At 72.4% G+C, this 14256-nt stretch carries 9 protein-coding genes and 1 pseudogene; all 10 read left to right on the top strand.

The window, feature by feature from the left end; genetic code table 11:
• Positions 1-138: 138 nt before the first annotated feature.
• Positions 139-2397, top strand: a complete 2259-nt coding sequence (gene mrdA, locus ACH4OA_RS04190) for a penicillin-binding protein 2 (protein WP_397967540.1) — start codon at positions 139-141, stop codon at positions 2395-2397.
• Positions 2394-3590 (top strand): rod shape-determining protein RodA, encoded by a 1197-nt coding sequence (gene rodA / locus ACH4OA_RS04185; RefSeq protein ID WP_365876012.1) that lies wholly within the window; start codon positions 2394-2396, stop codon positions 3588-3590. The genes mrdA and rodA overlap by 4 nt, the downstream gene beginning before the upstream one ends.
• Before the next feature lie 118 nt (positions 3591-3708).
• Positions 3709-5196: a CHAD domain-containing protein gene (locus ACH4OA_RS04180; RefSeq protein WP_397967539.1), complete on the top strand. Its 1488-nt coding sequence runs from the start codon at positions 3709-3711 to the stop codon at positions 5194-5196.
• A gap of 70 nt (positions 5197-5266) precedes the next feature.
• On the top strand, positions 5267-7228 hold the full coding sequence (locus tag ACH4OA_RS04175) for a TIGR03960 family B12-binding radical SAM protein (protein ID WP_397942810.1): 1962 nt from the start codon (positions 5267-5269) through the stop codon (positions 7226-7228).
• 261 nt (positions 7229-7489) lie between these two features.
• Positions 7490-9547, top strand: coding sequence for a restriction endonuclease (locus ACH4OA_RS04170; protein ID WP_397947686.1), 2058 nt, complete (start codon positions 7490-7492; stop codon positions 9545-9547).
• Between the two features lie 180 nt (positions 9548-9727).
• Positions 9728-10441, top strand: a complete 714-nt coding sequence (locus tag ACH4OA_RS04165) for a GIY-YIG nuclease family protein (RefSeq protein ID WP_397942814.1) — start codon at positions 9728-9730, stop codon at positions 10439-10441.
• 165 nt (positions 10442-10606) lie between these two features.
• Positions 10607-11167 (top strand): hypothetical protein, encoded by a 561-nt coding sequence (locus ACH4OA_RS04160; protein ID WP_397947682.1) that lies wholly within the window; start codon positions 10607-10609, stop codon positions 11165-11167.
• A gap of 91 nt (positions 11168-11258) precedes the next feature.
• The gene (locus tag ACH4OA_RS04155; protein ID WP_397967537.1) at positions 11259-12371 is read left to right on the top strand and encodes a hypothetical protein; all 1113 of its coding nucleotides are present in this window, start codon (positions 11259-11261) and stop codon (positions 12369-12371) included.
• A gap of 46 nt (positions 12372-12417) precedes the next feature.
• The gene (locus ACH4OA_RS04150) at positions 12418-13191 is read left to right on the top strand and encodes a TIGR03936 family radical SAM-associated protein (RefSeq protein WP_397967535.1); all 774 of its coding nucleotides are present in this window, start codon (positions 12418-12420) and stop codon (positions 13189-13191) included.
• 261 nt (positions 13192-13452) lie between these two features.
• Positions 13453-14256: pseudogene (locus tag ACH4OA_RS04145) on the top strand (ribonuclease E/G); the annotation flags it as partial.

Raw genomic sequence — 14256 nt, 5'->3', positions numbered from 1 at the left:
GGTCAGCTTTCCTGGAACGCGGGCGCACCGGCCGGTCGTTCATCCTGCGTGCACGCCCGGCCGGCGCGCGCCCACCCGCACCGCGTACCCACGCCGCACGCATACACGTCCGCGCACTGAGAGGGGGAGACAGCCGCAGTGACCAACATTCCCGAGACCGGTCGGACCCCACGGGTCCAGATCCGGCTCGTCGTCATCCAGATCCTCGTCCTCTCCCTGCTCGGCACGCTCGGCGGCCGGCTGTGGTACCTGCAGATCCGCCAGGGCGCGGAGTACCAGAAGGAGGCGTCCGGCAACCACGTCCAGCAGGTGGTCGACGCCGCCGTGCGCGGGGACATCCTCGACGCCCGCGGCGTGCCCCTCGCGGACAACGAGACCCGCCTGGTGGTCTCCGCCTCCCGCACCGACCTGCTGAAGCAGCCGGACGACGGCAAGGCCGTCCTGACCAAGCTGGCCGGCGTCCTCGGCATGGACCCGCAGGAGGTCCTGCGCAAGGTCCGGCTGTGCGACGCCAAGACGCCCCAGCCCTGCTGGAACGGCTCGCCGTACCAGCCGATCCCGATCACCGACGAGGCCACCGCCAAGCAGGCCCTGCAGATCCGCGAGCGCTCCGAGGACTTCCCCGGCATCACCGCCGAGCCCGAGGCCGTCCGCCGCTACCCGGGCCCCGGCAAGTCCAACACCGCCCAGGTGCTCGGCTATCTCTCGCCCGTCACCGACGAGGAGATCCAGCAGGCCAAGGACACCGACTCGCCCTATCTGCGCTCCGACATGGTCGGCCGGTCCGGCCTGGAGCGGACGTACGACAAGGTGCTGCGCGGCAAGGCCGGCGTCACCCGCTACGAGGTCGACAACCTCGGCCGGGTCATCGGCAAGGCCGAGTCGGACGCCGCCCAGCCCGGCTCGAACCTGGTCACCAGCATCGACTCCCGCGTCCAGCGGGTCGCGGAGTACGAGCTGGACAAGGCGATGAAGGCGGCCCGCCAGCAGTACGACAAGATCACCGGCACCAATTACAAAGCCGACTCCGGTGCCGTCGTGGTGATGGAGGCCAAGACCGGCCGGATCGTGGCGATGGCCTCCGCGCCGACCTACGACCCGAACGTCTGGGTCGGCGGCATCTCCGCGAAGGACTACACCGCCCTCACCGGCAAGGACTCGGACTACCCGCTGCTCAACCGGGCCATACAGGGTCAGGCCGCGCCCGGTTCGACGTTCAAGGTGGTCTCCACGGCCGCCGCCGTAGAGGCCGGCTACGCCTTCGACGGCCGCTACCCCTGCACGAGTTCCTACTCGGTGGGCAACCAGGTCTTCAAGAACTTCGAGGGCGAGAACTTCGGTCCCATCTCCCTCGGCCGCGCCCTGGAGGTCTCCTGCGACACCGTCTTCTACTACCTGTCCGACAAGGAGTGGAAGAAGGACGGCGGCATCCACCCCGGCGCGAACCGGCCCAAGGACTACTTCTACCGCGCCGCCCACCAGTTCGGCCTCGGCAAGGAGACCGGCGTCGACCTGCCCAACGAGGTCACCGGCCGCGTCCCCGACCGCCAGTGGAAAGAGGCGTACTGGAAGGCCAACAAGGACGCCTGGTGCAGGACCGGCAAGAAGGACGGCACCTACGTCGAGAAGATCGCCTACGAGAACTGCCTCGAAGGCAACAAGATGCGCGAAGGCGACTCGATCAACTACTCCATCGGCCAGGGCGACACCCTCGTCACCCCGATCCAGGAGGCCGTGATCTACGGCGCCGTCGCCAACGGCGGCACGATGTACCAGCCGACCATCGGCAAGGCGATCATCAGCCCCGACGGCAAGACCGCACGGGAGATCAAGCCGAAGAAGCGCGGGAAGCTGCCGGTCAGCCAGGCCACCCTCAAGGGCATGGACGACGCCTTCGCGGGCGTCATCACCCGCGGCACGGCGGCCTGGAAGTTCGGCGGCTGGCCGCAGGACAAGATCCCGCTGCACGCCAAGACCGGCACGGCGGAGGTCTACGGCAAGCAGACCACGTCCTGGCTGGCCACCTACTCCAAGGACTACACGGTGATCATGACGATCGCCCAGGCCGGCACGGGTTCCGGCGCCTCCGGTGAAGCCGTGCGCAACATCTACAGCGCGCTGTACGGCGTCCGGGGTGACGGCTCCATCGACCCGAAGCAGGCACTGCTGCCCGAGCCGCAGAAGGGCCTGCCCAAGGTCCGCACGGACGGCACCATCGCCGCCCCCAAGGTCACCGGCGACCCGGCGAAGGACGCCGAGACCGCCCAGAAGAACAACCCCACCAACGGCGCCGGCCAGCCGCCCGCGGGCACCACGCCCTCGCCCACCACGGGCAACCGCGCCACCCGCAGGCGCCGCGGTCACCGCCCGCGGGGAAGCCGGAGGATGCCCTCATGACCGGCACGAACAGCTTCTCCGTCTCCGGGTACGGCCCCGAGCGGGCCGGCTGGACCAGGCTCTTCGCCCGCGACTCGCTCACCCGCAGGCTGGACTGGCCGATACTGCTCGCGGCCACCGCCCTGTCCCTGCTGGGCTCGCTGCTGGTGTACTCGGCGACCCGCAACCGCACCGAACTGAACCAGGGCGACCCGTACTTCTTCCTGCTGCGGCACCTGATGAACCTCGGCATCGGGATCGCCCTGATGATCGCCACGCTCTGGCTCGGCCACCGCGCCCTGCGCAACGCCGTGCCGGTCCTCTACGGCCTGTCGGTGCTCCTCGCCCTGATCGTCCTGACCCCGCTCGGCGCGACGATCAACGGCCAGCGCAACTGGCTCGTCATCGGCGGTTTCTCCCTCCAGCCCGCCGAGTTCCTCAAGATCTCGATCATCCTGGGCATGGCCATGCTGCTGGCCGCGCGGGTGGACGCGGGCGACAAGCCGTTCCCCGACCACCGGACCGTCTTCCAGGCGCTGTGCCTGGCCGCCGTGCCGATCATGATCCTGCTGCTCATGCCCGACCTCGGCTCGGTGCTGGCGATGGTGGCGATCATCCTGGGTGTGCTGCTCGCCTCCGGCTCCTCCAACCGCTGGGTCTTCGGCCTGCTCACCGCCGGAGTGATCGGCTGTGTGGCGATCTGGCAGCTGCACATCCTGGACGAGTACCAGATCAACCGGTTCGCGGCCTTCGCCAACCCCGACCTGGACCCGGCGGGCGTCGGCTACAACACCAACCAGGCCCGGATCGCCATCGGTTCCGGCGGGCTGACCGGCGCCGGGCTCTTCCACGGCTCGCAGACCACCGGCCAGTTCGTGCCCGAGCAGCAGACGGACTTCGTGTTCACGGTCGCGGGCGAGGAACTGGGCTTCGTCGGCGCGGGCCTGATCATCTTCCTGCTCGGCGTCCTGCTGTGGCGCGCCTGCCGGATAGCACGCGACTCGACCGAGCTGTACGGGACGATCGTGGCCGCCGGGATCGTCGCCTGGTTCGCCTTCCAGTCCTTCGAGAACATCGGCATGACCCTCGGCATCATGCCGGTCACCGGCCTGCCCCTGCCGTTCGTGTCGTACGGAGGCTCGTCGATGTTCGCGGTCTGGGTGGCCGTGGGACTGCTCCAGTCCATCAAGGTGCAACGACCGATGTCGGCGTAGACCTCCGGGTGGGGTGCCGGTGGCGTGGCAGTGGCGTGGCGGCCCGGCACGGGTGCGTGGCGGGCGGACCACGGGCCGTCCTCTGCCGTATCGGCGTCGCGGACACTAGATTCGGTGTATGGCGGAGGCAAGGCGTGAGATCGAGCGCAAGTACGAATCCATCGAGGGCGGGCTGCCCGACCTGACCGGTGCCGGCGCGGTGGCCGCGGTTCTCGACAAGGGCGTGGTCGAGCTGGACGCGACGTACTACGACACCGCCGACGAACGCCTGACTGCCGCCTCGCTCACCCTGCGCCGCCGCACCGGCGGCTCCGACGCCGGCTGGCACCTGAAGTTCCCGGTCGCCCCCGGAGTCCGCGACGAGATCCAGGCCCCGCTGCACGACACCGTCCCCGAGGAGATCGCCGCCCTGGTCCGTTCCCGGGTCCGGGACCGCCCGCTGCTCCCGCTGGTCCGGCTGCGCTCCGCCCGTGACGTCCGGCACCTGGTCGACGCGGACGGCACCCTGCTGGCCGAGGCGAGCCTGGACACCGTGACCGCCGAACGGCTCACCGGCGCGGGCCGGACCGTGCGCTGGACCGAGATCGAGGTCGAACTGGCCGACGGCGGCGACCCGGCCCTCCTCGACCAGGTGGACAAACGGCTGCGCAAGGCGGGCGCACGCCCCGCCGCCGCCCCCTCCAAACTGGTCCGCGCCCTGGAACTGACGGCCGGGCACCGCCGGGGGAGCGGCGGACCCGGGCGCCCGGTGACCGCCGGCGACCACGTCCTCGCCTACCTGCGCGCCCAGCGGGACGCGCTGGTCGCCCTCGACCCCGCCGTCCGCCGCGGCGTCCCCGACGCGGTGCACCGGATGCGGGTCGCGGCCCGCCGCGCCCACGCCACCCTGCGCACCTTCACCGGCGTCCTGGACGGCTCCGTCACCGGCCCCGTCGGCGGTGAGCTGAAGTGGCTCGCGGGCGAGCTGGGCGTCGACCGCGACCAGGAGGTGCTGGCCGACCGGCTGACCACCGCCCTCGACGCGCTGCCGCCCGCCCTGGCCACCGGCCCCGCCCGGGCCCGTCTCACCGCCTGGGCCGGGGCCCGGCACGGCGGCGCCCACGCCCATCTGACCGGCGTCCTGGACTCCCGCCGCCACCTGGCCCTGCTCGACACCCTGGACGCCCTGCTCACCGACCCGCCCCTGCGCGCGGCGGCCGGCGGGAAACCGCGGAAGACGCTCGGCAAGGCCGTGCGCAAGGGCGCGAAAAAGCTGACGGCCCGCATGGAGCACGCGCTCGCGCTGCCGCCGGGCGACGACCGCGACCGCGCCCTGCACGAGGCCCGCAAGAAGGCCAAGCGCGTCCGGTACGCGGCCGAGGCCACCGGCGCCCGCGGCCGCACCAAGGCCATGAAATCCCTCACCACCCTCCTCGGCGACCACCACGACGGCGTCATGGCCCGCCGCACCCTGCGGGAACTGGCGGCGGTGGCGCACGCGGCGGGGGAGGACACGTTCGCGTACGGGCTGCTGTACGGCAGGGAGGAGGCCCGCGCGGCCCGGCTGGAGGCCGAACTGGCCGTACGGTGGCAGGAGACCGGCGGCGGGACGTCCGCAGCCGGCTGACCGTTCGGACCGGACCGCCGTCCGGGTTACGCTTGATGGTCACCCCCGTCAGCTCACGAAGGTTCGCGAGATGCCTGTCGAGTCGGTTTTCCCGCAGCTCGAAGCTCTGCTCCCGCACGTGCAGAAGCCGATCCAGTACGTCGGCGGCGAGCTCAACTCCACGGTGAAGCCGTGGGACGAGTGCGATGTCCGCTGGGCGCTCATGTACCCGGACGCGTACGAGGTCGGCCTGCCCAACCAGGGCGTCATGATCCTCTACGAGGTCCTGAACGAGCAGCAGGGCGTCCTCGCCGAGCGCACCTACAGCGTCTGGCCGGACCTGGAGGCGCTGATGCGCGAGCACGGCGTCCCGCAGTTCACGGTGGACAGCCACCGCCCGGTGAAGGCGTTCGACGTGTTCGGTCTCAGCTTCTCCACGGAGCTGGGCTACACGAACATGCTCACCGCGCTGGACCTGGCCGGCATCCCGCTGGAGTCCCGGGACCGCACCGACGACGACCCGATCGTCCTGGCCGGCGGCCACGCCGCCTTCAACCCGGAGCCGATCGCCGACTTCATCGACGCGGCCGTGATCGGCGACGGCGAGCAGGCCGTCCTCGACATGACCCGGATCATCCGCGAGTGGAAGGCCGAGGGCCGCCCCGGCGGCCGGCAGGAAGTCCTCTTCCGGCTGGCGAAGACGGGCGGGGTGTACATCCCGGCGTTCTACGACGTCGAATACCTGCCGGACGGCCGCATCGCCCGGGTCGTCCCCAACCGCTCCGGCGTGCCGTGGCGGGTGTCCAAGCACACGGTCATGGACCTGGACGAGTGGCCGTACCCCAAGCAGCCCCTGGTGCCGCTGGCCGAGACCGTCCACGAGCGGATGTCGGTGGAGATCTTCCGCGGCTGCACGCGCGGCTGCCGTTTCTGCCAGGCCGGCATGATCACCCGGCCCGTCCGGGAGCGGTCCATCACGGGCATCGGCGAGATGGTCGACAAGGGCCTGAAGGCGACCGGCTTCGAGGAGGTGGGCCTGCTGTCCCTCTCCTCCGCGGACCACAGCGAGATCGGCGAGGTCGCCAAGGGCCTCGCGGACCGGTACGAGGACGACAAGATCGGCCTCTCCCTGCCCTCCACCCGCGTGGACGCCTTCAACATCGACCTGGCCAACGAGCTGACCCGCAACGGCCGCCGCTCCGGTCTGACCTTCGCCCCCGAGGGCGGCTCCGAACGCATCCGCAAGGTCATCAACAAGATGGTCTCGGAGGACGACCTGATCCGCACGGTCGCCACGGCGTACGGCAACGGCTGGCGCCAGGTGAAGCTGTACTTCATGTGCGGCCTGCCCACGGAGACCGACGAGGACGTCCTGCAGATCGCCGACATGGCGACCCGCGTGATCCAGAAGGGCCGCGAGGTCTCCGGCTCCCAGGACATCCGCTGCACGGTCTCCATCGGCGGCTTCGTGCCCAAGCCCCACACGCCCTTCCAGTGGGCCCCGCAGCTCTCGGCGGAGGAGACGGACGCCCGGCTGGCCAAGCTGCGCGACAAGATCCGCGGCGACAAGAAGTACGGCCGCTCGATCGGCTTCCGCTACCACGACGGCAAGCCCGGCATCGTGGAGGGCCTGCTCTCCCGCGGCGACCGCCGTATCGGCGCGGTCATCCGCGCGGTGTACGACGACGGCGGCCGCTTCGACGGCTGGCGCGAACACTTCTCCTACGACCGCTGGATGGCGTGCGCGGACAAGGCCCTCGCCCCCTTCGGCGTGGACGTCGACTGGTACACCACCCGGGAGCGCACCTACGAGGAGGTCCTGCCCTGGGACCACCTCGACTCCGGCCTGGACAAGGACTGGCTCTGGGAGGACTGGCAGGACGCCCTCGACGAGACGGAGGTCGAGGACTGCCGCTGGACCCCGTGCTTCGACTGCGGCGTCTGCCCGCAGATGGACACCCACATCCAGATCGGCCCCACCGGCAAGAAGCTCCTGCCCCTGACGGTCAAGAACGCGACCCCGGCCCCGGCGACAAGCGGCCACACACACTGACGTGCGCCTTCCCTGACGGTCCGCTGCCGTACCGCGCAGCGCCCACCGCCCCCTGCACCATGAACACCACGTTCGAGGTGCAGGGGGCGGTGTGCGCTGCGGAGCGTGTCATGACCCGCCGGAACCGCCGGTGCGCGTTGCTTTTGACACGTCGATTTCCCTGCCCGCGATCGCTGGATAGAGTCCTTTGGTTACTACTGGTTGTGGGGACAACCAGAGCGTGGTCGGCTGTGCCGACGTCCTGGGGAGGGCCTGTAGCGCATGAGTCGTCGCTCTGCTGGTTTTGTCGGTGTCTGGGCGGATGCGCAGCGTCAGCACCAGCGTCAAGTGGAAGCCGAGGCCAGACGGCGCCGGGAAGAGGAACGGCAGGCGCGGGCCCGTCAACGACGTGCCGCGCAGGAGTACCGGCAGTACCGGCAGGCGGAGGCGCGACGGCGCACGGAGGAGCTGGACGCGCAGGTCGCCGCCTTGCAGGGGCTGCTGGTCGCGGGGTGCCGGGCGCCGGCCTTCAGGGCATCGTCCCTGATGCGCACGGAAGAGATTCCGCCGTTCGACCCTGGACAGCTCGCCTGGCCCGTGCGCATGCCGGATGCGAGCCGGTACCAGGTGCAGGGAGGCTGGACCGCGAACCGGCGCGCCCAAGTCCAGGCGGAGGCGCAGGCTCGTTTCGAACGGGACTGGCACGCCGCGCAAGCCGCCGAAGCACAGCGGCAGCAGCGGCTGGCGGCCCTCCGCCGGGACCACGAGCAGAGGACCGGGGCCCTGCGGGCGGAAGTGCACCGGCACAACGCCGGCGTCGTCGAGGTGACCGAGGGCGTCAGGCGGGGAGACCCCGACTCCGCGGTGGAGTACTTCTCCGCCGCTCTCTACTCGTCGACCGCCTGGCCCGAAGGGTTCCCCCGGCAGGTCGCGGCAGCCTTCGACCCGGCGGCGCGACAGTTGGTCCTGGACTGGGAGCTGCCCGGGTACGACGTGGTCCCCGAGGCGAAATCCGTGAGGTACGTGCCCGCGCAGGACGAGGACAAGGAGTCCGCGCGTCCTGTGACCCAGCGCCGTGGGCTGTACCGAGAGGTGCTGGCGCAGAGCCTGCTGCTGGTCCTGCGCCAGCTCTTCGCGGCGGACGAGTACGGCATCCTCGACTCGGTGGCCCTGAACGGCTTCGTGGACGCCCACGATCCGGCGACGGGCAGGCGAACGCACATCGTCCTTGCGACCGTCATGGCGCAGCGGGCGGCGTTGGCCGGCCTGCACCTGGAACAGGTGGACGCGGTCAGCTGTCTGACCGACGCGTTGAGGGGCCAGCTCGCGTCCCGCCCCGACCAGCTCACCGCCGTACGCCCGGGCCGGAAGCCGCAGGACGTCGGCCATCATGTCGTCACCCACGGCGGTGACGAGGAACCGGATCTGTACGACATGGATCCGATCGCCTTCGAGTCACTCGTTGCCGACCTGTTCCGCGCCATGGGGATGCAGGCCGTGACGACCCAGCGCTCCCATGACGGCGGCGTGGACGTCGACGCGCTGGACCCGACGCCCATCCGAGGCGGCAAGATCGTCGTACAGGTGAAGCGCTACCGCAGCACCGTGCCGCCCACTGCGGTGCGTGACCTGTACGGAACGGTCCAGGACGTCGGCGCCAACAAGGGCGTGCTGGTGACCACGGCGGGCTTCGGCCCCGGCTCGCACACCTTCGCTCGGGGCAAGCCCCTGGAACTCATCTCCGGCGGTGAACTCGTCGACCTGCTGCACCGGCACGGGCTTCGTGGGCGCCTGGGCGAGGGTGGACGACCGGCTCCGGCGCAGCCGGCGCCCTCCCGTCCTGCGGCAGCGCCCGACGACCACAACGTGCTGGGCATGATGTGGTCCGGCAGCGTCGCACTGGACGTATGCGCCCTCGTCTGCCGTGGCGATCGCGTCCTGGGCGAAGACCACTTCGTCTTCTTCAACAATCCGCAGACTCCGGACGGTTCGGTACGCGCGGTGCCGGCTGCGGCGCCGGACAAGGCGGCGCTCCGTGTCTCCTTCGCCGCGCTGCCGGAAGCGGCCGACCGCTTGGTTCTCGCGGCGGCCGTCGACCCGGAGGTGAACCCGGAAGCCGACCTGTCCGGATTCACCGATGCGTGCATCCGGCTGCTGGACCCGGCGATGACCGAACTCGGCCGGCTCGGGGTCTCCGACGGCCGCTCCGGCGAGACCGCATTGGTGCTCGGCTCCTTCCGGCGCAGGCCCAACGGCGACTGGGACTTCGTGCTCGGCGGGAAGGGGTTCACCGGAGGGCTGGAGCAGCTCGTCCAGGAGTACGGCATCGAAGTGGAGTGAGGACACCGGGCCGGCTGCACGGTGCCGGCCTCTCCCCAGCCGGGGCGCCCTCCGCCCGTCGGTGCCGGCGGCGTCCTCCCGCCCGCCGCTGCCGGTTCCTGGAGAGGTCACGGGCCTCCGGAGAGGTCACGGGCGCCCCGGGGAGTCCTGGAGGCACCCGGGGCTGCCTAGGATTGCCGTATGGAGTCGCGTGGGAGGGCGGGCCGGCAGGTCACACGAATAGAGCAGAAGTGGGGCTTCGGGCTGGCCCCCGTCAAGCCTGATGTGCAGCGTGCGCGTGTCGAGGCCGCGCGGACGGTGCTCGCCACCCTCGCCCAGGGCCATGTCGCGGCCCTGGGCCGGCTCGACGACTTGTCCACGGTCAAGGGCTTGTTCACCCGGACGTACAAGAAGGACCAGTGGGACTGGTTCACGGTCTCCGCGCAGCTGGGCTACCCGCCCCTCAAGGAGGCGCGCCAGGCGTCCGGCACGCTCCAGCACCTGCGCCTGTGCATCAGGGACGCGAACTGGCAGGGAGCGGCCGAGGCGGCGGCGACGCTGACGGCGGCCGGACTCCCGCGGCGGCTGGGCGACTTCATCACCGGCACGCCGGCTCCCCTCGACGGCCGTGGCTTCGTCTACGTGCTCTCCACCCGCGAGGCCCCCGAGATGCTCAAGATCGGCTACACCGACCGGGACCCCCTGACCCGGGCCAAAGAGATCAACTCGGCCACCGGTGTGATCATCCCCTGGGGCGTCCGCGGCGCGTGGACGGTCGCCCACGCCCAGCGCGTCGAAGCGGAGGTCCACGCCCTTCTCGCCGACTACCGCGTCCGCAGGGACCGCGAGTTCTTCCACATGCCCTTCGCGGAGGCGGCTCGCATCATCGACGGATACGCGACTGCGGCCCGCTGACGGCAGCAGCGCAGCGGACCCGAGCCCTCCCGGCGGCAGGCGGACCGATCCGCGTGCTCCCGCCGACGACTCCGTGCGGAACGTCTCCGCCGGCAGGGCGTGGGCCTGCGGCAGGCGGTCGCCGGCCACTGCGGGCGCGTCGTGGGGGAAGGACAGGACCGAACGGTGATCCACAGCGAGGAGAGCGTCGCGGCGGAACTGGACCGCGTCCGGCGGCGCCCGGCAGCCGATGCGGCTCCGCCCGTTCTGGCGGTCTTCACCGTCGAGGTCGCCGAGGGTTCCGCCGCGGAGTACGCGCAGCGGGTACGGCAGGTCCTCGCGGCGGCGCTCCAACTGGCCCGCACGGCCCGGTTCGACGACGAGGACCTGCCGGCGGACGAGTTCCCGGAGTGGTTCACGACGGTCTGCGCCCGGGGCGGTGAGGTGCCCGGGCGATTCGCCCGGCTCGGCCGCACCGCGTACACCGAGCGCGGCGGCGGCAGCCCTTGGCCGCTGCAGGACTGGATCTACCGCTTCGATCCGGACGAGGAGTCCCGCGGCTGGGCATTCTGGGACGCCGTGCCGGTGGGCCCGGCGCAGGTCCGCGTCTGGGTGGACAGTTGGGGGGAATCGTTCTTCGGCTCCCTCGACCTGCTGTGGCTGCTGTGCACGGCCGGCGCGGCACGGGTGGCGGGCCCGGAGGTCCGCAAGGCGGGCGTGTGGGAGTCCGAGGCGGCCGCGCGGTGACGGAGACGGACCAGGGTCCGCGCACCCGGCCGAGAGGCGACGCGCGGGAGGGGACCGCATCCGAACGGGTGGTTCGCGCGTCTCATCGGGTATGGACCTTGAGAAGCCGGCCGCCCCGTCCCGCCAGCCCGAGGGGTGCCTCGTCGTCGCTGTCCGCCTTCCCGTGCGGATCGTCGTCCTGGTGCTGGTCGTGCCGGTGCGGATGGTGTGGGACGCGCTCGTCGCCGGCGGACGGCTGCTGCGGGACACCGTGCTGCGGCCGTTCGGGCGGGCGCTGCTGTGGCTCGGCAGGGCCGTGTTCGTATGGCCGTTCGTCGCTCTGTGGCGGTATGCCGTGGTGCCCGCCGGCCGGGCGCTCGGCTGGCTCGGTCACGTCCTCGTCGTCGTGCCGGCCGGCTGGCTGTACCGGGGCGTCCTCACGCCTCTGGGGCACGCCCTGCTCTGGCTGGCGCGCGGTGCCGGTGCCGGGCTCGCCTGGATGTACGCGCGCCTGCTGTGCCCCGTCGGCCGGGCGGTCGCCTGGCTGCTGACGGGCGCCGGCGCGGTGCTGGCCGCCCTCGGGTTCGGTGCGTACACGGCCGTCGCCTGGCTGGCGCGGTACCTGATCGCCGTACCCGCGCGGTGGCTGTACACCTGGGTCCTCGCCCCGGCCGGCCGGGCCGTCGCCTGGTGTGCGCGGGGCCTCGGCCGGGTACTGGGACTGCTCGTCACCGGCGCCGGCCTGGCCCTGTACTGGACCGCCCGCGTCCTGCTCGTGCTGCCCGCGCTCGCCCTGTGGCGCTGGGTCCTCGCGCCGGCCGGCCGGTTCCTCGGCTTCCTCGGGCGGGAGTTGGCGGACGCCCTCGGGCACGCCTGGCGGGTCGCCGGGCGGATCTCCCGGGCCGTCGGCCGCGCCCTCGGGACCCTCTTCCGGTGGATCCTCGTGGAGCCGGTGCGCTGGGTGTACCGGACCGTGCTCACGCCCGTCGGGCACGTCGTACGGGACGCCGTCCTGCGGCCCGTCGCCGCGGGCCTGCGCGCGGTGGGCCGGGTCACGCGCGAGGCGCTGGCCACGGCCCGCGACACGGTACGGCAGACCCGCGCCGAGTTCCGCCGGATGCTGTTCGGTGAGCCCCGCCGGCCCGAGGCGGTGGACCGGCGGGAACCCACGGCCCACGACACACGTACTCTTGGTAGGAGTACGACCGCACTCACGAAGGATTAGGACACTGGGCAAGCGACAGCCCGAAGGCCCGCCGCCCGCACCCGCGGTGCAGCGCATCCGACTGCGTTACACCAAGCGCGGCCGCCTGAGGTTCACCAGCCACCGAGACTTCCAGCGCGCCTTCGAGCGGGCGCTGCGCCGCGCCGAGGTGCCGATGGCGTACTCGGCCGGGTTCACGCCGCACCCGAAGGTGTCGTACGCCAATGCCGCACCCACCGGCACGGGCAGTGAGGCGGAGTACCTGGAGATCGCGCTCACCCAGGCGCGCGACCCGGAGACCCTGCGCGCCCTCCTCGACGAGTCGCTGCCCGCCGGGCTCGACATCACCGACGCGGTGGAGGCGCGCACCGCGGGCCTCGCCGACCGGCTGACGGCCTCCGTCTGGGAGCTGCGGCTGGACGGCGTCGAGCCGGCCGAGGCCGAACGCGCGGTGCGGGCCTTCAACGAGGCCGGTGCCGTCGAGGTCCAGCGCCTGACCAAGAACGGCGTCCGCACCTTCGACGCCCGCCCGGCCGTGGTGAGTCTGGAAACGCACGGTGCACCGGCTGATAGGCCGACCGACCGGCCCTGTGCGATACTGCGGCTGGTTGTTCGGCACGTGACGCCTGCCGTACGACCCGACGACGTCCTGTCCGGTCTCCGCGCCGTGGCCGACCTGGCGCCGCCGGTCCCCGCAGCGGTGACCAGGCTGGCGCAGGGGCTGTTCGATGAAGAGACCGGCACGGTGACCGACCCGCTCGCGCTCGACCGCGAGGCCGCCGGGGCCCTGACGGCCCGGCCGGCCGCCGCGACGGCGCCCATGGCGGACGGTCCCGCGTAGGGACGGACGCCGTAGCGCCGCCCTCGTACTCGGGAGCCACCTGGGTCGGGCAGCGCACCGACCAGAAGACTTTCGCCAGGCCGTACCGACAAGGCGTACGGAACCGGCGAGACAGGACACAGAGTGCTCCCGTGCGGCGCCCGCGCCCCGGACGGCGGCCACCGCGTATCGCGCGGGCCGCGGACGTCAACGGCGGACGGTCCCTGAGACCGGCGCCGGACCAGGTGCGGCGCCCGGGAGCCTGACGGGAGAAACGCCCGCATGCTCGAACCGACCGAACCCATCGAGGGTTCCGAACCGAACACTCCGAGCGACACCCTGCCGCCGCGCAGGCGTCGCCGAGCCGCGTCCCGCCCGGCGGGACCGCCCGCCGCGGTGCAGACGCCCGCCGAGGTCACCGTGCCGGCCATACCGGTCGCGGAGGCCGACGAGGTCACCCAGGTGGTGGCGGACACCGAGGCCGACGAGGCCCTTGCGACCGAAGAGGCGGCTGTGACCGGAGAAGACACCGCTGCCGCGCAGGCGCCCACCGACGAGGCCCCCGCCGCGCGTCCGCGCCGCCGGGCCACGCGCCGCGCCTCCGCGCCCGCCGGTTCGCCGGCGCCCGAGGCAGCGGAGGCCGCCGAGACCGTCGTACCCGCCGCGCCCGCGCCCGCCGCCGTGCCCGAGGCCGGCGAGGTCGTCGTCGGCGAGGAGGCCGCGCCGCGCCGCGCCCGGCGCCGGGCCACGCGCAGCATGGCCACGCCGGCCGCGCCCGCCGCCGGTACCGCCGAGGACACCGCCGCCGAGGCACCCGCGACCGAACCGGCCGAGGAAGCCGCGCCCGCCGCGCGCCCGCGCCGCCGGACCACCCGCCGCGCGACGGCGCCCACCGGCACGCCCGCGTCCGCCGAGGACACCGGGACCGAGACCCAGCCCGCCGCCACGTCTGGTACGCCGGCTGCCGCCGAGGTGGCCGCGCCCGCCGCTGTGGCCGAGCCGGCCGAAGAGACTGCTGCCGAGGCCGCGCCCGTGCGTCCGCGTCGGCGTGCCACGCGTCGGGTGTCCGCGCCGACCGGTGCGCCG

The organism is Streptomyces sp. NPDC017095 (genome assembly GCF_044332325.1).
Taxonomy (GTDB): domain Bacteria; phylum Actinomycetota; class Actinomycetes; order Streptomycetales; family Streptomycetaceae; genus Streptomyces.
Note: the sequence above shows the minus strand (reverse complement) of the source record. Positions and strands in the feature narration are given on the sequence as shown.